16 protein-coding genes and 1 pseudogene are annotated in these 19,275 nt (G+C 73.0%); 14 read left to right on the top strand and 3 right to left on the bottom strand.

The features are described 5' to 3' along the window. Positions 1–182 precede the first annotated feature (182 nt). Positions 183–626 (top strand): annotated as a pseudogene (locus ACIGO8_RS08515) (ATP-binding protein); the annotation flags it as partial. Between the two features lie 157 nt (positions 627–783). Here the strand turns inward: ACIGO8_RS08515 and idi are convergent. From idi to ACIGO8_RS08500, 3 genes are all read right to left on the bottom strand, one after another. Next, complete coding sequence (idi, locus tag ACIGO8_RS08510) at positions 784–1,392, bottom strand: isopentenyl-diphosphate Delta-isomerase (RefSeq protein ID WP_399725907.1); 609 nt, start codon at positions 1,390–1,392, stop codon at positions 784–786. A 154-nt stretch (positions 1,393–1,546) separates the two neighbouring features. Then, positions 1,547–2,830, bottom strand: a complete 1,284-nt coding sequence (locus ACIGO8_RS08505; protein WP_399725904.1) for a GNAT family N-acetyltransferase — start codon at positions 2,828–2,830, stop codon at positions 1,547–1,549. Positions 2,831–3,056: 226 nt separating this feature from the next. Beyond that, positions 3,057–3,998: a cation diffusion facilitator family transporter gene (locus ACIGO8_RS08500; protein WP_399725901.1), complete on the bottom strand. Its 942-nt coding sequence runs from the start codon at positions 3,996–3,998 to the stop codon at positions 3,057–3,059. 381 nt (positions 3,999–4,379) lie between these two features. Here ACIGO8_RS08500 and ACIGO8_RS08495 point away from each other — a divergent pair, with 381 nt between their 5' ends. The 13 genes from ACIGO8_RS08495 (at position 4,380) to shc (ending at position 19,270) form a co-directional block, all read left to right on the top strand. Beyond that, positions 4,380–6,254, top strand: coding sequence for a DUF5941 domain-containing protein (locus tag ACIGO8_RS08495; RefSeq protein WP_399726790.1), 1,875 nt, complete (start codon positions 4,380–4,382; stop codon positions 6,252–6,254). Continuing rightward, a complete protein-coding gene (locus ACIGO8_RS08490) occupies positions 6,251–7,000 on the top strand; it encodes a sugar phosphate nucleotidyltransferase (protein ID WP_399725898.1) in 750 nt (249 codons plus the stop codon). Before ACIGO8_RS08495 ends, ACIGO8_RS08490 begins: the two co-directional genes overlap by 4 nt. After that, the gene (locus tag ACIGO8_RS08485; protein WP_399725894.1) at positions 6,988–8,049 is read left to right on the top strand and encodes an iron-containing alcohol dehydrogenase family protein; all 1,062 of its coding nucleotides are present in this window, start codon (positions 6,988–6,990) and stop codon (positions 8,047–8,049) included. Before ACIGO8_RS08490 ends, ACIGO8_RS08485 begins: the two co-directional genes overlap by 13 nt. Beyond that, complete coding sequence (locus ACIGO8_RS08480; protein ID WP_399725891.1) at positions 8,027–8,806, top strand: CDP-alcohol phosphatidyltransferase family protein; 780 nt, start codon at positions 8,027–8,029, stop codon at positions 8,804–8,806. The genes ACIGO8_RS08485 and ACIGO8_RS08480 overlap by 23 nt, the downstream gene beginning before the upstream one ends. An 11-nt stretch (positions 8,807–8,817) precedes the next feature. Then, positions 8,818–9,702, top strand: coding sequence for a glycosyltransferase family 2 protein (locus ACIGO8_RS08475; RefSeq protein ID WP_399725888.1), 885 nt, complete (start codon positions 8,818–8,820; stop codon positions 9,700–9,702). 50 nt (positions 9,703–9,752) lie between these two features. After that, positions 9,753–10,682, top strand: coding sequence for an ABC transporter permease (locus ACIGO8_RS08470; RefSeq protein WP_399725885.1), 930 nt, complete (start codon positions 9,753–9,755; stop codon positions 10,680–10,682). Beyond that, positions 10,675–11,460, top strand: a complete 786-nt coding sequence (locus ACIGO8_RS08465) for an ABC transporter ATP-binding protein (protein ID WP_399725882.1) — start codon at positions 10,675–10,677, stop codon at positions 11,458–11,460. The genes ACIGO8_RS08470 and ACIGO8_RS08465 overlap by 8 nt, the downstream gene beginning before the upstream one ends. 123 nt (positions 11,461–11,583) lie before the next feature. Continuing rightward, positions 11,584–12,216: a TetR/AcrR family transcriptional regulator gene (locus tag ACIGO8_RS08460; RefSeq protein ID WP_399725880.1), complete on the top strand. Its 633-nt coding sequence runs from the start codon at positions 11,584–11,586 to the stop codon at positions 12,214–12,216. A gap of 323 nt (positions 12,217–12,539) precedes the next feature. After that, on the top strand, positions 12,540–13,460 hold the full coding sequence (hpnC, locus tag ACIGO8_RS08455; RefSeq protein WP_399725877.1) for a squalene synthase HpnC: 921 nt from the start codon (positions 12,540–12,542) through the stop codon (positions 13,458–13,460). Continuing rightward, positions 13,457–14,407 carry a presqualene diphosphate synthase HpnD gene (gene hpnD / locus ACIGO8_RS08450; RefSeq protein ID WP_399725874.1) on the top strand — a complete coding sequence of 317 codons (951 nt, stop codon included), beginning with the start codon at positions 13,457–13,459 and terminating at the stop codon, positions 14,405–14,407. Before hpnC ends, hpnD begins: the two co-directional genes overlap by 4 nt. 61 nt (positions 14,408–14,468) lie before the next feature. Further along, a complete protein-coding gene (hpnE, locus tag ACIGO8_RS08445; protein WP_399725872.1) occupies positions 14,469–15,926 on the top strand; it encodes a hydroxysqualene dehydroxylase HpnE in 1,458 nt (485 codons plus the stop codon). Further along, positions 15,923–17,023, top strand: a complete 1,101-nt coding sequence (locus ACIGO8_RS08440; protein WP_399725869.1) for a polyprenyl synthetase family protein — start codon at positions 15,923–15,925, stop codon at positions 17,021–17,023. The genes hpnE and ACIGO8_RS08440 overlap by 4 nt, the downstream gene beginning before the upstream one ends. 123 nt (positions 17,024–17,146) lie before the next feature. After that, complete coding sequence (gene shc / locus ACIGO8_RS08435) at positions 17,147–19,270, top strand: squalene--hopene cyclase (protein WP_399725866.1); 2,124 nt, start codon at positions 17,147–17,149, stop codon at positions 19,268–19,270. Positions 19,271–19,275: the final 5 nt, after the last annotated feature.

Genomic DNA, 19,275 nt, shown 5'->3' with positions numbered 1-19,275 from the left:
GCCCGCGCCTCCGAAGGGGTCAGCGGAAGGTCAGGATCGGTCGAACAACTGACGTTGGCATACTCACCCGATCAAAAGTTGGTCGATAAGTGTCGACTTCTGGTCAGTAGCCAGAGGTGCACCTACGGATTCCCAAGACTCGACTCGTGGCGACAATCGAGCACGAGGGCGGGAGCCGGACCATGGAGAGTCGCGGGAGCGTCCCCGCCCGGCCACCGTCCTACGAAGGAGTCTGGCGCTTCACCGCTCCCGCGGTCGACGTCTCCGTGCCGCAGGCCCGGCACGCCGTACGTGACCTTCTGATCCGGCAGGCCGTCCCGGTCCACGACGACACGGTCCAGGGACTGCTTCTCATCGTCTCCGAACTGGTCACCAACGCGGTCAAGCACGCCGCGCTGCTCTCCCCGGAGATAGCGGTGGAGGTGGCGATCGGGGCGGAGTGGATCCGGGTGTCCGTCGAGGACAACCATCCCTACCGCCCCAAGGCCCTGGAAGCGGACTGGGGCCAGACCGGAGGCCGGGGCCTGCACCTGGTCAAGGAGATCGCCCGGGAGGCCGGCGGCGCCTGCGACGTCGAGCACACCGCGAGCGGCGGCAAGATCATCTGGGCGGCGCTGCCCCTGAACCCGTTCGTCCCGGGTCAGGCGCCGACCGGACCGGTCGTCTCCGGCGCGGTTCCGGGGCCGATGCCGGCGACCGCGCCCCCGCCGGCAGCCGCGACCGCGCCCCCACCGGCGACCGCGCCGGGACCGATGCCGGCGGCCGCGCCGGGACTGCCGGGGCTCACCAGCCCCCGGCCGGACCCGTCAGCTCCCTGATCGCCGGACGCGCCGCGTCGAGCACCGTCATGAACCAGGCGGAGAACGGCGCGGACGCGTGGCGCTCGGCGAGCTCGGCCGCGGTCACGAAGGCGGTCTCGCCGACCTCCTCCGGATCCGGCCGCGGGCCGGCCTGCACCAGGCCCACGAACAGGTGGTTGAACTCCTGCTCCACCAGGCCCGAGGCCGGGTCGGGGTGGTTGTAGCGGACCGTTCCGGCCTCCGCGAGCAGCGAGGGCGAGACGCCCAGCTCCTCGAAGGTGCGCCGGGCGGCCGCGGCGAACGGCGCCTCGCCCGGGTACGGGTGGCCGCAGCAGGTGTTCGACCACACGCCGGGGGAGTGGTACTTCCCGAGCGCCCGCTGCTGCAGCAGCAGCCGGCCGGCCTCGTCGAAGAGGAAGACCGAGAAGGCCCGGTGCAGCTGCCCGGGCGCCTGGTGCGCGGCCAGCTTCTCCGCCGTACCGATGGTGACACCGTTCTCGTCGACCAGCTCGAGCATGATCGGCGCCTCGGCCCCGGCCGGCGCACTGCCGTTCGAGGTGCTGTGGTCCACGGTGGCTGATGTGGTCGGCATACCCATCCTTCGCTTCGGTCCTCGCCCTGAGGGGCCACCTCGAGGGGCCACCTCAGTCTGCCGTACAAAACCGGCTTGTCCGTACTTCGGCGGCCGGACATGACCGTTCCCACCACACCGGAGTACACCCGGCGCGGTGGGAACGGCCGTCACCTCAGACGCCGAATGCCGCCGGATACGAGATCGTGCCCCTGGTCAGGGCGCCGGAACCGCCCAGATCGAGCGCCATCATCGCTTCGTCCGGAACCGCGAAGGCTGGCTTGATCCCGTACGCGGACGCCCGTACGAATCCGAACCGTGGGTAGTACTCCGGGTGCCCGAGGACCAGGACGAGCCGCTCGCCGCGCAGCCGCGCGGCGTCGAGCACCGCCCGTACGACGGCCTGCCCGGCGCCCGTGCGCTGATACGCCGGGGCCACCGCGACCGGCGCCAGCGCCGCCGCCGGGACGCCGTCCACATGGCAGCGGGTGATCAGCGCGTACGCGGCGACCGTGCCGTCCGGGGCCTCGGCCACGTACGACAGGCCGGGCAGCCAGGCGTCCGGGTCCTCGCGCAGCGCGTCGACCAGGCCCGCCTCCGCGGCGGTCGGGAAGGCGGCGGCGTTGATCTCCCGGACCGCCCGGACGTCGGCGGCGGTCTCCTCGCGGGTGCGCCAGCGCGGATCGGCGGGCCGGAGCGCGAATCCGGCGTAGCCGTAGTCGCCGCCGTGCTCGCGCCGCAGCGCGATCTCGGCACGCGCCCCGGCGACCGCCGCCGCCATGCCGGGCACCGAGGTGTCCGCCGCGTCGGCGTGCCGGGCGAGCGGCCCGTAGTACTCGTCCCAGTCGGTCTCCGGCTGCGGGAAGGTGCCGAGCACGTGATAGCCGGCCTCGACGGCCGCCGCCGCGTTTCCGGCGACCGTACGGAGCCGGTAGTGCTCCTCCCAGAAGGCGCGGGCCTCGGGGCCCGGCGCGTCGGTGGTCCACACGCACTCGGTGAGGACGAGGGTGCCGCCGGGCGCGAGCAGCCGGCGCCACTCGCGCAGGGCCCGGTCGAAGCCGAGGACGAAGACGGAGCTCTCGGCCCAGACCAGGTCGAAGGAGCCGTCGGGCAGCCCCTGGCCGCCCTGAGCGGCCGGCGGGGCTCCCAGCGCGCCCATGTCGGCGCGCAGGGTGCGGACGCGGTCGCCGAGCCCGCGGGCGTCGGCGGCCCGGCGCAGTTCGGCCAGGAACGGCTCGTGCAGGTCGACCGCGGTGACCTCGGCGTTCGTCTCCGCGGCGAGCAGCAGCGCGGAGCGGCCCGGGCCGCAGCCCAGGTCGAGGACGCGCGGACGTTCCGGCAGCGGCCCGGCGAGGGCGAGCAGCCGGCGGGTGGTGGTGTCGGAGCCCGGGCCCTGCCGCGGCAGACCGTGGTGCAGGGCGAAGAAGGCGTCGTGCGGTGCGGTGTCGTTGTCGGACAACGTGGAAACCCTTGGGTGAAAGGGGTCCCGGCCGACGAGAAGGCGTACCGGTGGAAGAACCGGGATCAGGTCAGCCGGAGACCCGGAAGCTGAAGGACGACCGGGCGCTGCCGCTGCGGGCAGCCTCCATCGCGACGGTCATCAACCTCAGCTCCTCTCCCTGCCTCCGTGGCCACACCCCGGTGTCCACGCTCACGCCGTGCGCCACCAGGCTAGCAAGTCGAGGTCACAGGCAGAGCTTGGCCTCGTGCTCGGCGTGACCGGCCGGCTCCAGCTGGAAGGTGCAGTGCTCCACGTCGAAGTGGGAGCCCAGGCAGCCCTGGAGGTCGTGCAGCAGCTTCTCGTGGCCCACCGCGTCCAGCGTGTCCTGGGTCACGACCACGTGCGCGGAGAGCACCGGCATGCCCGAGGTGATCGTCCAGGCGTGCAGGTCGTGCACGTCCTCGACGCCCGGCAGGGCCAGGATGTGGGCGCGCACCTCCGCCATGTCGACGCCCTTGGGCGCCGCCTCCAGGAGGACGTCCAGGGTCTCCCGCAGCAGCTTCACCGTGCGCGGCACGATCATCAGGCCGATCAGGATCGAGGCGATCGGGTCGGCGTACGTCCAGCCGGTGGCCATGATGATGCCCGCGGCGACGAGCACGGTCACCGAGCCGAGCGCGTCGGCGAGCACCTCCAGATAGGCGCCGCGAACGTTCAGGCTCTCCTTCTGGCCGCGCATCAGGAGCGTCAGGGAGACGATGTTGGCGACCAGGCCGACGAGGGCGAAGACGACGGTGAGGCCGCCCCGGGTCTCGGCGGGCTCGAGGAAGCGCTGGACCGCCTCGAAGAGCACGTAGCCGCCGACGCCGAGCAGCAGCAGACAGTTCGCGAGCGCGGCCAGGATCTCGGCGCGGGCGTAACCGAAGGTGCGGTTGCCCGCGGGCGGCCGGTTGGCGAAGTGGATGGCGAGCAGCGCCATGGCCAGGCCGACGGCGTCGGTCGCCATGTGGGCGGCGTCGGCGATCAGCGCGAGGGAGTCGGACAGGACGCCGCCGACGATCTCGACCACCATCACGCAGAGCGTGATGCCGAGCGCGATCCGCAGTCGGTTCCGGTGGGCCAGGGCGGCGGTGCCGGTCGGCGGCGGGCCGCCGTGGCTGTGCCCGTGGTCGTGTCCAGCCCCCATGCCGATGCCTCCCGCTCGTGTGGTCTTCCGTGCCCCGAGTGGCCAGTGAACTACGGGTGGGGGGTATGCGCAACACGGTACTGAACACCGTTGTCATATGCTCTGACCTGCGGATATTCGGACCGCTCCGGGCGACGCCCGAAACCCGCCCGCGAGAGCCCGCGGACGCGGTTTGTCGGCCGGGCCGCCGATCGCCCATGATGATCTCCACCGGACGCGACGTACCCGCGGGGACGCGAGGGGGCCCGGGGGCGTCCGTGCCGCGAAACCTCGGTGAACTCGCGCTTCCGTCATCCGATAGCCTCAGCCGACGTGCCGCCGCCCGGTGCCGGGCCGCGGGCTCCGCCGGCCCGTCCGCCAGCTCCAAGGAGTGAGTTCGTCCTGTCGACCGCCATCCTCACCGGTCCGCCGGTACCCGGATCGTCGCTCGACGCCGATCTGCGGTCCCTCGGCTTCCACGTCGAGGTCGCCTCCGGACCCCACGAGACGGGCGCCCTGCTCGCCGCCGTGCCCGCCGGACAGCGCGTCGCCCTCGTGGACCCGCGCTTCGTCGGACACCGCCACGCCCTGCGGCTCGCCCTCACCGACCCCCGCTTCCCGGCCGCCGCCGCGCCCGGCGCGCTCACCGCGCAGCCCGACGCCCGCCCGGCCCTGGCCCGCGCGCTCGCGACCGCCGCACCGGCCCCGAACGGCGCCGCGACCACCACCGGCGGCCCGGCGAACGGCACCGCGGGCGGCACCGCGAACGGCGCCGCCGGCGCCACGGAGGCCGTCGTCGACAGCCTTCCCGACACCCTGGCCGAGGCCCTCGACGCCGACGGCGTGACCGTCCACCGGCCGCAGCTCGGCACCCTGGTCGCCGCCGTGCCGGCCGGGCCCGAGGCCCGCCACCAGGCGCGCAGCGCCGTCGAGGCCGTCGACGAGGAGGCCGTCCGGCTGCGCTCCGCCGTCAAGGCCCACGACGGCTTCTTCACCACCTTCTTCATCAGCCCGTACTCCCGCTACATCGCCCGCTGGTGCGCGCGCCGCGGCCTCACGCCCAACCAGGTCACCACCGCCTCGCTGCTCACCGCGCTGGTCGCGGCCGGCTGCGCCGCCACCGGCGAGCGCGCGGGCTACGTCGCGGCCGGCCTGCTGCTCCTGGTCTCCTTCGTCCTGGACTGCACCGACGGGCAGCTCGCCCGCTACTCGCTCCAGTACTCGACGATGGGCGCCTGGCTCGACGCCACCTTCGACCGCGCCAAGGAGTACTCCTTCTACGCCGGGCTCGCCCTCGGCGCCGCGCGCGGCGGCGACGACGTGTGGGCGCTCGCGCTCGGCGCCATGGTCCTCATGACCTGCCGGCACGTGGTGGACTTCGCCTTCAACGAGGCCAACCACGACGCCACCGCCAACACCAGCCCCACCGCCGCCCTCTCCAGCCGGCTCGACGGCGTCGGCTGGACCGTCTGGGTCCGGCGCATGATCATCCTGCCGATCGGCGAGCGCTGGGCCATGATCGCCGTGCTCACCGCCGCCACCAGCCCGCGGATCGTCTTCTGGGCGCTCATCGCCGGCTGCGCCTTCGGCGCCTGCTACACCACCGCCGGACGCGTGCTGCGCTCGCTCACCCGCCGCGCGACCCGCACCGACCGCGCCGCCCGGGCGCTCGCCGACCTCGCCGACTCCGGACCGCTCGCCGAGCTCCAGGCGCGCCTGCTGCGCGGCCGCTCCGGCGCCGTCTCGCCCGTCTTCGTCGCCGCCCTCGGCGCCGCCGTGATGATCGCGGGCGCGCTGTCGCTGCCCTTCGGCGACGTCCGGCTGGTCCCGCTCGCCGTGATCTACGCGATGACCGCCGGGCTGGCCGTCTCCCGCCCGCTCAAGGGCGCCCTCGACTGGCTCGTGCCGCCCTTCTTCCGGGCCGCCGAGTACGTGACGATTCTCGCCCTCGCCGCCAAGGCCGACGCCGCCCAGGCGCTGCCCGCCGCATTCGGGCTGGTCGCGGCGGTCGCCTACCATCACTACGACACGGTGTACCGCATTCGCGGCGGCACCGGCGCGCCGCCGGCCTGGCTGGTGCGCACCATCGGCGGCCACGAGGGACGCACGCTCGTGGTGACCGTACTCGCCGCTCTCACGGCGAACCGCGGCAACGACTTCACCTCGGCCCTCACCGCGCTCGCGGTCGCCGTGGGCCTCGTGGTGCTCGTGGAGTCCATCCGCTTCTGGGTCTCCTCCGGAGCACCCGCCGTACATGACGAAGGAGAGACAGCATGATTGGCCTCGTACTGGCAGCCGGTGCCGGACGGCGTCTGCGCCCCTACACCGACACGCTTCCGAAGGCCCTCGTGCCCGTGGACCCGGCCGGCGACGGTTCGCTGACCGTGCTCGACCTCACGCTGAAGAACTTCGCCGAGGTCGGCCTCACCGAGGCCGCGATCGTCGTCGGCTACCGCAAGGAGGCCGTGTACGCGCGCAAGGAGGCGCTGGAGGCGAAGTACGGCCTCAAGCTGACGCTCATCGACAACGACAAGGCCGAGGAGTGGAACAACGCCTACTCCCTGTGGTGCGCGCGTGACGTCATCAAGCAGGGCGTGATCCTCGCCAACGGCGACACCGTCCACCCGGTCTCCGTCGAGAAGACGCTGCTCGCCGCCCGCGGCAACGGCCAGAAGATCATCCTCGCCCTCGACACGGTGAAGAACCTCGCCGACGAGGAGATGAAGGTCGTCACCGCCGAGGGCAAGGGCGTCCAGAAGATCACCAAGCTGATGGACCCGGCCGACGCCACCGGCGAGTACATCGGTGTCACGCTCATCGAGGCCGAGGCCGCCGAGGAGCTCGCCGACGCCCTGAAGGCCACCTTCGAGCGCGACCCCGACCTCTACTACGAGGACGGCTACCAGGAGCTGGTCAACCGCGGCTTCACCGTCGACGTCGCCCCGATCGGCGACGTGAAGTGGGTGGAGATCGACAACCACGACGACCTGGCGAAGGGCCGTGACATCGCGTGCCAGTACTGACCCGGCTCATTCCGTCGCCGGTCGTCGTCGACATCCGCGGAGGAGCGCTGGACGACCTGTCCGCGCTCCTCGCGGACCGGCGGATCTCCAGCAACGGCCGGATCGCCGTCGCCATCAGCGGCGGCTCCGGCCTGCGGCTGCGTGACCGCTTCGCCTCCGAGCTGCCGGACGCCGACTGGTACCCGGTCACCGGCGGCACCATCGACGAGGCCGTCCGCCTCGCCGACGCCATGCGCGGCAAGCGGTACGACGCGGTCGTGGCCCTCGGCGGCGGCAAGATCATCGACGTGACCAAGTACGCGGCGGCCCGGGTCGGCCTGCCGCTCGTCGCCATCGCCACCAACCTGTCGCACGACGGCATCTGCTCGCCGATCTCGACCCTCGACAACGACAACGGACGCGGCTCCTACGGTGTGCCGACGCCGATCGCGCTGGTCATCGACCTCGACGTGATCCGCGACGCGCCGATCCGCTACGTCCGCTCCGGCATCGGCGACGCCATCTCCAACCTCTCCGCCATCGCCGACTGGGAGCTGTCCCACCGCGAGACCGGCGAGAAGGTCGACGGACTGGCCGCCGCCATGGCCCGCAGCGCCGGCGAGGCCGTGCTCCGCCACCCCGGCGGCGTCGGGGACGACGACTTCCTCGTCACCCTCTCCGAGGGCCTGGTGATGTCCGGCATCGCCATGTCGATCAGCGGCGACAGCCGGCCGTCCTCGGGCGCCTGCCACGAGATCAGCCACGCCTTCGACCTGCTCTACCCGACCCGCGCCGCCAGCCACGGCGAGCAGTGCGGCCTCGGCGCGGCCTTCGCGATGCACCTGCGCGGCGCCCGCGAGGAGTCCGCCCAGATGGTCGGCACCCTGCGCCGGCACGGTCTGCCCGTGCTGCCGGAGGAGATGGGCTTCACCGTCGACGAGTTCGTACGGGCCGTCGAGTTCGCCCCGCAGACCCGGCCCGGCCGCTTCACCATCCTCGAGCACCTCGACCTGTCCACCGACGAGATCAGGGACGCATACGCCGACTATGCAAAAGCCATCGGTAGCTGAGCTCCGCCCGGTCGTCCACCCGCCGGGTGTGAAGGACCGGCGGAGCGGCGAACACTGGGGCGGCCGCCTGTACATGCGGGAGATCTCGCTGCGGATCACCCGGCAGCTGGTGACCACCCGCGTCACGCCCAACCAGCTGACCTACCTGATGACGGTGTTCGGCGTCCTCGCCGCGCCCGCGCTGCTCGTGCCGGGCGTGCCCGGCGCCGTCCTCGGCGTGCTGATGGTCCAGCTTTACCTGCTGCTCGACTGCGTCGACGGCGAGGTGGCCCGCTGGAAGAAGCAGTTCTCGCTCGGCGGCGTCTATCTGGACCGGGTCGGCGCGTACCTGTGCGACGCGGCCGTCCTGGTCGGCTTCGGCCTGCGCGCCGCCGACCTGTGGGGCGGCGGCCGGATCGACTGGCTGTGGGCCTTCCTCGGCACCCTCGCCGCGCTCGGCGCCATCCTGATCAAGGCCGAGACCGACCTCGTCGGCGTCGCCCGGCACCAGGGCGGTCTGCCGCCGGTCCAGGAGGCCGCCGCCGAGCCGCGCTCCTCCGGCATGGCCCTGGCCCGCCGGGCCGCCGCCGCGCTCAAGTTCCACCGCCTGATCCTCGGCATCGAGGCCTCGCTGCTCATCCTGGTGCTCGCGATCGTGGACCAGGTCCGCGGCGACCTGTTCTTCTCCCGGCTCGGCGTCGCCGTGCTGGCCGGCATCGCGCTGCTGCAGACCGTGCTGCACCTGGTGTCGATCCTCGCGTCCAGCAGGCTGAAGTGAGGACGTCCACCATGCACCGACCCATGAAGCTGGGCGCCGTCGTCATCACCATGGGCAACCGGCCCGATGACCTGCGCGCCCTGCTCGACTCGGTCGCGGCCCAGCACGGCGACCCGGTCGAGGTCGTCGTCGTGGGCCAGGGCGTCGAGATCACCGACCTGCCCGAGGGCGTCCGCTCCGTGACGCTGCCGGAGAACGTCGGCATCCCCGCCGGCCGCAACGTCGGCATCGAGGCCTTCGGGCCCGGCGGCACCGACGTCGACGCGCTGCTCTTCCTCGACGACGACGGCCTGCTCGCCAACCGCGACACCGCGGAGCTCGTGCGCCAGGCCTTCACCGCCGACCCGCGCCTCGGGATCATCAGCTTCCGGATCGCCGACCCGGAGACCGGGCTCACCCAGCGCCGCCACGTGCCGCGGCTGCGCGCCTCGGACCCGATGCGCTCCTCGCGCGTGACCACCTTCCTCGGCGGCGCCAACGCCGTGCGCACCAAGGTGTTCGCCGAGGTCGGCGGACTGCCGGACGAGTTCTTCTACGCGCACGAGGAGACCGATCTCGCCTGGCGGGCCCTCGACGCGGACTGGATGATCGACTACCGTTCCGACATGGTGCTGCTGCACCCCACCACCCCGCCGTCCCGGCACGCGACGTACCACTTCAACGTGGCCCGCAACCGGGTGTGGCTGGCTCGCCGCAATCTTCCCGCACCCCTGGTGCCGGTCTATCTCGGCGTCTGGCTGCTCCTCACCCTGGCACGGCGACCCTCCGTACCCGCTCTCAAGGCCTGGTTCGGCGGTTTCCGGGAGGGCTGGAAGGCCCCCTGCGGGCCTCGGCATCCCATGAGGTGGCGTACGGTGTGGCGGCTGACCCGACTGGGACGCCCGCCCGTCGTCTGACATCGTGGAACCCGACTTGCCGCGCATCTTGAACACGAAAGTTTCGACTTGTGAGTGACACATCCCAGGACGGTGGGGTCGTGACGAGCGCCCGACCGTCCGCCGACGACGGCCTGAGCCCGGCCGAGCTGGCCGCGAAGTACGGCCTCTCCGTCAGCGGCGCCCGGCCGGGGCTCGTGGAGTACATCCGCCAGCTGTGGGGACGGCGCCACTTCATCCTGGCCTTCTCCCAGGCGAAGCTCACCGCCCAGTACAGCCAGGCCAAGCTGGGCCAGCTGTGGCAGGTGGTGACGCCCCTGCTCAACGCGATGGTCTACTTCCTGATCTTCGGCGTGATCATCGGCGCGGACCGGGGCATGACACGGTCGGTGTACATCCCGTTCCTCGTGACCGGCGTGTTCGTGTTCACCTTCACCCAGAGCTCGGTGATGGCCGGCGTCCGCGCGATCTCCGGCAACCTCGGCCTGGTGCGCGCGCTGCACTTCCCGCGGGCCTCGCTGCCGATCTCGTTCGCGCTCCAGCAGCTCCAGCAGCTGCTGTTCTCGATGGTCGTGCTCCTCGCCGTCGCCGTCGCCTTCGGCAGCTACCCGTCCCTCAGCTGGCTGCTGATCGTCCCGGTGCTGCTGCTGCAGTTCGTGTTCAACGCGGGCCTCGCCATGATCGTGGCGCGGATGGGTGCCAAGACGCCCGACCTCGCCCAGCTGATGCCGTTCATCATGCGCACCTGGATGTACGCGTCGGGCGTCATGTTCTCCATCCCGGTCATGCTGGAGGACAAGCCGGCCTGGATCGCCGACCTGCTCCAGTACAACCCGGCGGCGCTGCACATGGACCTGATGCGGTTCGCCCTCATCGACGGTTACGGCGGCTCCAACCTGCCGCCGCACGTCTGGTTCGTGGCGCTCGCCTGGTCCGTGGTGATCGGCGTCGGCGGCTTCGTCTACTTCTGGAAGGCCGAGGAGAGGTACGGCCGTGGCTGACCGCACCGAGGGCCGGGTGCCCACCGTCATCGCGGACAACGTCCACATCGTGTACCGCGTCAACGGCGGCGGAGGCGGCAAGGGCAGCGCCACCGCCGCGCTGAGCCGCATCGTCCGCCGCCGCAAGGGCCAGAGCGACCGCGGCGTGCGCAAGGTGCACGCCGTGCGCGGCGTGTCCTTCACCGCGTACCGAGGCGAGGCCATCGGCCTCATCGGCAGCAACGGGTCCGGCAAGTCGACCCTGCTGCGCGCCATCGCCGGCCTGCTGCCCACCGAGAGCGGCAAGGTCTACACCGACGGCCAGCCCTCGCTGCTCGGCGTCAACGCGGCGCTGATGAGCGACCTGACCGGTGAGCGCAACGTGATCCTCGGCGGCCTGGCCATGGGCATGAGCCGCGACGAGGTCAAGGGTCGCTATCAGGACATCGTCGACTTCTCCGGGATCAACGAGAAGGGCGACTTCATCTCGCTGCCGATGCGGACCTACTCGTCCGGCATGGGCGCCCGGCTCCGCTTCGCCATCGCCGCCGCCAAGCAGCACGACGTCCTCATGATCGACGAGGCGCTCGCGACCGGTGACCGCAAGTTCCAGATCCGCTCCGAGCAGCGGATCCGCGAGCTGCGCAAGGAGGCCGGCACGGTCTTCCTGGTCAGCCACAGCAACAAGTCGATCCGGGACACCTGCGACCGCGTGCTCTGGCTGGAGAAGGGCGAGCTGCTCATGGACGGCCCGACCGACGAGGTCATCGCCGCCTACGAGCGCGAGACCGGCAAGTAGCCCGACCCGCACGGACCGTATCCAGCCGCCTTTGCCGACGAAAACCGGCAGAGGCGGCTGTTTTTCGCGCGTCGGGAGAGCACGCGGAATGTTCATGCGGTCAACATCGGGCAGGATGTGCGCATGGCAGCGGTTTCGGGCGGAAAGACCTACCATCACGGCGACCTGCGCAACGCCCTCATCTGCGCGGCCGTCGACCTCGCCACCGAAGGAGGCCCGGAGCGGGTCGTGCTGCGCGAGGCGGCCCGACGGGTCGGCGTCTCGCCCACCGCCGCCTACCGGCACTTCGAAGGCCGTGGCGAGCTCCTCGCGGCCGTCCGGGACCACGCCCGGCGCGCGCTCGCCGACTCCATGGAGCGCGCCGCCGCCCGTACGCCCGGCGCCGACGACCCGGCCCGCGCCGCCGAGGCCCGGCTCGCCGCCCTCTGCCGCGGCTACGTCGCCTTCGCCGTCGAGCAGCCCGGCCTCTACCGGTCCGCCTTCGGAGCCCGCGGCGCCGACACCGAGGCCGACACCGCCGGCGTCGAGGTGCGCGCGTTCACGCTGCTCACCGACGCCCTCGCGGCCGTCGCCGCCACCGCACGACCGCCGCGCACCGCCCGGCCCGCCGCCGAGGCCGCCGCGTGGTCGGCCGTGCACGGGCTGTCGCTGCTGCTGCTCGAAGGCCCGCTGCGCCGGCTGCCGGCCCAGCGCAGGGACGACGTCGTCGAATCCACCCTCGCCATGGTCGTCTCCGGCACCCGCGCCGCGCGGTGACGGTCGAAAACCCCGTCAAGGAAGTGTGAACTTCCGCCCCCTACGGGAAGGTTGACGCCGCACCCGGCGTTGTCCACAGGCGCCCGCACCCCCGGCGCGGCGCGGAGCCCCCTGCGACGTAAGCTGTACCGGTCTGTTTCGCGGCAAGTGGGGTGATACGCCTCGCTGCCCGGCCACCGGGCGGAGAGCCACGGGCAGGGCTCGGCGGCGTGTCCGAAATAGGATGGATTCGATCCGCGGTGTAGAACGGGAGATGTGACGGCCATGACGCAGAATCTCCAGCTCCACGAGGGTGTCGCCGTCCCCGCGTCGGGCAGCGGCCGGTGACGGGAACCCGGCAGGTGCGCCCCGACGCCTCCTCGCACACCACACTCCGCAAGGCCGCGGACGAGAACTTCCCCGTGGCCCCCTTCTTCCTGCCGCGCGCCTGGCGGGACGACCTCATGGCCGTCTACGGCTTCGCCCGCCTCGTCGACGACATCGGCGACGGCGACCTCGCGCCCGGCGGCGCCGACGCCCGCCGGCTCGGCGTCGCGCCCGAGCACGCCGACGACCGGCTCGCGCTCCTCGACGCCTTCGAGACCGACCTCATGCGCGTCTTCGACCCGGCCGACGGCCCGCCCCGCCACCCGCTGCTCCGCGCCCTCGGCCCCACCGTCGAGCGCTGCCGGCTCACCCCCGAGCCGTTCCTCGGCCTGGTCGCCGCCAACCGCCAGGACCAGCTGGTCCGCCGCTACGAGACGTACGACGACCTCCTCGCGTACTGCGAGCTGTCCGCCAACCCCGTCGGCCGGCTCGTCCTCGGCATCACCGGCACCCTCACGCCCGAGCGGATCCGCCGCTCCGACGAGATCTGCACCGCGCTGCAGATCGTCGAGCACCTCCAGGACGTCGCCGAGGACCTCGCCCGCGACCGGATCTACCTCCCGGCCGAGGACCTCGCGCGCTTCCACGTCGGCGAGGACGACCTCGCCCGGCCCACCGCCGGCGCCTCGGTGCGCGCGCTGATCGCCTTCGAGGCCGAGCGCGCCCGCACCCTGCTCGACGCCGGCACCCCGCTCGTCGGCAGCGTCAACGGCCGGCTCCGGCTGCTGCTCGCCGGCTTCACCGCCGGCGGCCACGCGGCGCTCGACGCCATCGCCGCCGCCGGCTTCGACGTGCTGCCCGGGCCGCCCAAGGCGGCCAAACCGAGTCTGATGCGCCGGGCGGGCGCCGTCCTGCTCACGGCGCGGAGAGAGGGGTGAGCCGCACCGTGGAGGAACAGTCGCAGCCGTCCGCGCCGGTCCAGGCCGCGTACAGCTACTGCGAGGCCGTGACCGGGCAGCAGGCCCGCAACTTCGCGTACGGGATCCGGCTCCTGCCGACCGAGAAGCGGCAGGCCATGTCGGCGCTCTACGCCTTCTCGCGCCGGGTCGACGACATCGGCGACGGGCCGCTGCTGCCCGCCGAGAAGAAGGACCGCCTGGAGGCCACCCGCGCGCTCCTCGCCCGCGTCCGGGCCGGCGAGGTCGAGGAGGATGACACCGATCCGGTCGCCGTCGCCCTCAGCGACTCCGCCCGCCGCTTCCCGATCCCGCTCGGCGGACTCGACGAACTCATCGACGGCGTCCTCATGGACGTGCGCGGCGAGACCTACGAGACCTGGGACGACCTCAAGGTCTACTGCCGCTGCGTGGCCGGCGCCATCGGGCGGCTCTCGCTCGGCGTCTTCGGCACCCAGACCGGCGCGCAGGGCGCCGAACGCGCCGCCGAGTACGCCGACACCCTCGGCCTCGCCCTCCAGCTCACCAACATCCTCCGCGACGTCCGCGAGGACGCCGGCAACGGCCGCACCTACCTGCCGGCCGACGACCTCGCCAAGTTCGGCTGCTCGGACGGCTTCCGCACCGACACCCCGCCGGCCGGCGCCGACTTCGACGGCCTGGTCCACTTCGAGGTACGCCGCGCCCGCGCCCTGTTCGCCGAGGGCTACCGGCTCCTGCCGATGCTCGACCGCCGCAGCGGCGCCTGCGTCGCCGCCATGGCCGGCATCTACCGCCGCCTGCTCGACCGGATCGAACGCGACCCGGCCGCCGTGCTGCGCGGCCGGGTCTCGCTCCCCGGCCGCGAGAAGGCCTACGTCGCCGTCCGCGGCCTCTCCGGCCTCGACGCCCGCCACATCTCCCGCCGCACCACCAGGAGGCCCGCGTGACGCGCGCAACCCGCGCCGCCGGTCCGGCGTCCCCGAGCACGACGCTCCGAAGGGAGACCGCATGACCGCCGACGAACACCGCGCCGCCGAGACCGTCGTCCCGGACGGCCCGCGCGGCACCTCCCGGCCGGTGGCCGGCCACGGCGGCCGGCCGCCGCACGCCGTCGTCGTCGGCGGCGGGCTCGCCGGCGTGACCAGCGCGCTGCAGCTCGCCGAGGCCGGCGTGCGGGTGACGCTGCTCGAAGGACGGCCGCGGCTCGGCGGCCTCGCCTTCTCCTTCCGCCGCGGCGAACTCACCGTCGACAACGGACAGCACGTCTACCTGCGCTGCTGCACCGCCTACCGCTGGTTCCTCGACCGCATCGAGGGCGCCCACCTCGCGCCCGTGCAGCCGCGGCTCGACGTGCCGGTGCTCGACGTCGCCCACCCGCGCGGGCCCCGGCTCGGCCGGCTGCGGCGCACCGCCCTGCCCGTACCGCTGCACCTGGCCCAGAGTCTCGCCACCTATCCGCACCTGTCGCTCGCCGAGCGGGCCTCCGTCGCCCGCGCCGCGCTCGCCCTGCAGAAGCTCGACCCGGCCGACCCGGCCCTCGACGGCATCGACTTCGCCACCTGGCTCGGCCGCCACGGCCAGTCCGCCCGCGCCGTCGAGGCCCTGTGGGACCTCGTCGGCGTCGCCACCCTCAACGCCACCGCGCCCTACGCCTCCATGGGCCTGGCCGCGACGGTCTTCAAGACCGGCCTGCTCTCCGAGAACGGCGCCGCCGACATCGGCTGGGCCCGGGTCCCGCTCGGCGAGCTCCACGACACCCTCGCCCGCAAGGCCCTCGACTCCGTCGGCGTGCGCACCGAACTGCGCGCCAAGGCCGAGCGGATCACCCGCACCGACGACGGCCGCTGGGCCGTCGAGGTGCCGGGCGAGCAGCTGGAGGCCGACGCCGTCGTCCTCGCCGTACCGCAGCGCGAGACCCACGAGCTGCTGCCCGACGGCGCCCTCGACGACCCCGACCGGCTCCTCGACATCGGCACCGCCCCGATCCTCAACGTCCACGTCGTCTACGACCGCAAGGTGCTGCGGCAGCCGTTCTTCGCCGCGCTCGGCACGCCGGTCCAGTGGGTCTTCGACCGCACCGACTCCTCCGGCCTCACCGGCGGCGGACAGTACCTGGCCCTCTCCCAGTCCGCCGCCCACGACGACATCGACGAGCCCGTCTCCGTCCTGCGCGAGCGCTACCTTCCGGAGCTGGAGCGGCTGCTGCCCGCCACCCGCGGCGCCGGCGTCCGGGACTTCTTCGTGACCCGCGAGCGGACCGCCACGTTCGCCCCGACCCCGGGCGTCGGCCGGCTCCGCCCGGGCGCCCGCACCCACGCCCCCGGCCTGTACCTGGCCGGCGCATGGACCGCCACAGGCTGGCCCGCGACCATGGAGGGCGCCGTGCGCAGCGGCTTCAGCGCCGCGGGCGCGGCGCTCTCCTCACTCGGCCGCCGCTACGAACATCCGCTGCAGGAGGCGGCATGAGTGTGAGTACCGGAACTAGAGGAGAGACCGTGCCGACTGTGCCCCCGGGAAATCCGGCCGTCGACACCGCGGACGTCGCCGCACTGCTGGAACGGGGCCGCGCCCTGTCCACGCCCGTCATGCGGGCGGCCGTCGACCGCCTGGCACCGCCCATGGACACCGTGGCCGCCTACCACTTCGGCTGGATCGACGCCCAGGGCAACCCGTCCGAGGGCGACAGCGGAAAGGCCGTCCGCCCCGCGCTCGCCCTGATCTCCGCCGAGGCCGCCGGCCAGGCGCCCGAGGTCGGCATCCCGGGCGCCGTCGCCGTGGAGCTCGTGCACAACTTCTCGCTGCTGCACGACGACCTGATGGACGGCGACGAGCAGCGCCGCCACCGCGACACGGTGTGGAAGGTGCACGGACCCGCCCAGGCCATCCTGGTCGGCGACGCGCTCTTCGCCCTCGCCAACGAGCTGCTGCTGGAGCTCGGCACCGTCGAGGCCGGCCGCGCCACCCGCCGGCTGACCACCGCCACCCGCAAGCTCATCGACGGCCAGGCCCAGGACATCTCCTACGAGCACCGCGAGCGGGTCACCGTCGAGGAGTGCCTGGAGATGGAGGGCAACAAGACGGGTGCCCTGCTCGCCTGCGCCGTGTCCATCGGCGCGGTGCTCGGCGGCGCCGACGACCGCACCGCCGACAAGCTGGAGGAGTACGGCTACCACCTCGGCCTCGCCTTCCAGGCCGTCGACGACCTCCTCGGCATCTGGGGCGACCCGGAGGCCACCGGCAAGCAGACCTGGAGCGACCTGCGCCAGCGCAAGAAGTCGCTGCCGGTCGTCGCCGCCCTCGCGGCCGGCGGCCCCGCCTCCGAGCGGCTCGGCGAACTGCTCGCCGCCGACGCCAAGAGCACCGACTTCGACTCCTTCTCGGAGGAGGAGTTCGCCGCCCGCGCCGCCCTCATCGAGGAGGCCGGCGGGCGCGAGTGGACGTCCCAGGAGGCCCGCCGCCAGCACGCGATCGCCGTCCGGGCCCTGCACGAGGTGGACCTGCCGGCCCACGTCCGCGAACAGCTCACCGCTCTGGCCGATTTCGTCGTCGTTCGGAAGAGATGATCACCATCGCTCTGATATGAGTTCGCAGTCGCCGGCCGGTGCCCTCGTGCGCCGGCCGACGGCAGACCCGAAGAAGCAGAAGTACTGACTCACGAAGTACACCGCCTGCACGAAGGGGAAGCCATGACAGCGACGACCGACGGAAGCGCCGGGGCCGTGGGACCCCGGGCAGCCGCGGCCAGCGAAACGACCACCACGACCACCACGACGAGCACGACCACCGCGCCGAGCACCACGGCCGGGACCACCGCGGCCGGCACGACGGCCGCCGCCGCGACGGCCGCCACGAAGGCCGCCACCACGACGGCCGGGAGCGCACCGGCCGGGAGCGCGCCGCCCACCGCCGTCCTCGAGGAGGACGCCGCCAAGGCGGCGGAACGCGCCGTCGAGCACCTCCTCGGCCGCCAGGACGCCGAGGGCTGGTGGAAGGGCGACCTGGAGACCAACGTCACCATGGACGCCGAGGACCTGCTGCTCCGTCAGTTCCTCGGCATCCTCGACCCGGACACCACCCGCGCCGCCGCCCTCTTCATCCGCGGCGAGCAGCGCGCCGACGGCACCTGGTCCACCTTCTACGGCGGACCCGGCGAACTCTCCGCCACCGTCGAGGCCTACGTCGCCCTGCGGCTCGCCGGAGACCTCCCCGACGCCCCGCACATGGCCCGCGCCTCGGCCTGGATCCGCGAGCACGGCGGCATCGCCGAGGCGCGGGTCTTCACCCGGATCTGGCTCGCCCTGTTCGGCTGGTGGCGCTGGGAGGACCTGCCCGAACTGCCGCCCGAGCTGATCTTCCTGCCGAGCTGGTTCCCGCTCAACATCTACGACTTCGGCTGCTGGGCCCGGCAGACCATCGTGCCGCTCACCGTCGTCTCCGCGAAGCGGCCGGTGCGGCCCGCCCCGTTCGCGCTGGACGAGCTGCACACCGACCCGGACCGGCCCCGCCCGGCGAAACCCCTTGCCCCCGCGGCCAGTTGGGACGGATTCTTCCAGCGCCTCGACAAGGGACTGCACCTCTACCGGAAGGTCGCACCGCGCCGGCTGCGGAAGACCGCCATGAACGTGGCCGCCCGCTGGATCGTCGAGCGGCAGGAGAACGACGGCTGCTGGGGCGGGATCCAGCCGCCCGCCGTCTACTCGCTCATCGCCCTCCACCTCCTCGGCTACGACCTGGAGCATCCCGTGATGCGGGCCGGGCTGGAGTCCCTCGACCGGTTCGCCGTGTGGCGCGAGGACGGCGCCCGCATGATCGAGGCCTGCCAGTCACCGGTCTGGGACACCTGTCTCGCCACCATCGCGCTCGCCGACGCCGGCGTACGCCCCGACCACCCGGCGCTGGTGAAGGCCGCCGACTGGATGCTCGGCGAGGAGATCACGCGCAAGGGCGACTGGGCCGTGCGGCGGCCCGGACTCGCGCCGGGCGGCTGGGCCTTCGAGTTCCACAACGACAACTACCCCGACATCGACGACACCGCCGAGGTCGTCCTCGCCCTGCGCCGGGTCAGGCATCCCGACCCGGCCCGGGTCGAGGCAGCCGTCCGCCGCGGCGCCCGCTGGACCGCCGGCATGCAGTCGAGGAACGGTGCCTGGGGCGCCTTCGACGCCGACAACACCAGCGGCCTTCCCAACCGGCTGCCGTTCTGCGACTTCGGCGAGGTCATCGACCCGCCCTCGGCCGACGTCACCGCCCATGTGGTGGAGATGCTCGCCTACGAGGGCAAGGCCCACCACCCGCGCACCCGCCGCGGCGTCGAGTGGCTGCTGAACGCCCAGGAGCCGAGCGGCGCCTGGTTCGGCCGCTGGGGCGTCAACCACGTGTACGGCACCGGCTCGGTCGTCCCGGCCCTCGTCGCGGCCGGCCTGCCGGGCGGCCACCCGGCGATCCGGCGGGCCGTCGCCTGGCTCGAGTCCGTGCAGAACGAGGACGGCGGCTGGGGCGAGGACCTGCGCTCCTACCACGAGCCGGAGTGGATCGGCCACGGCGCCTCCACCGCCTCCCAGACCGCCTGGGCGCTGCTCGCCCTGCTCGCGGCCGGCGAGCGGGAGTCCGCCGCGGTCCGGCGGGGCGTCGCCTGGCTCGTACAGACGCAGCGGGAGGACGGCTCCTGGGACGAGCCGTACTTCACCGGCACCGGCTTCCCGTGGGACTTCTCCATCAACTACCACCTCTACCGGCAGGTCTTCCCGCTCACCGCGCTCGGGCGCTACGTGCACGGCGAGCCGGTCCTCCACGGCCTGGAGCGCACGTGACGGCC

This window comes from Streptomyces sp. NPDC053493 (assembly GCF_044544825.1).
Classification (GTDB): Bacteria; Actinomycetota; Actinomycetes; order Streptomycetales; family Streptomycetaceae; genus Streptomyces.
This window is presented reverse-complemented; position numbering and strand designations above follow the sequence as displayed.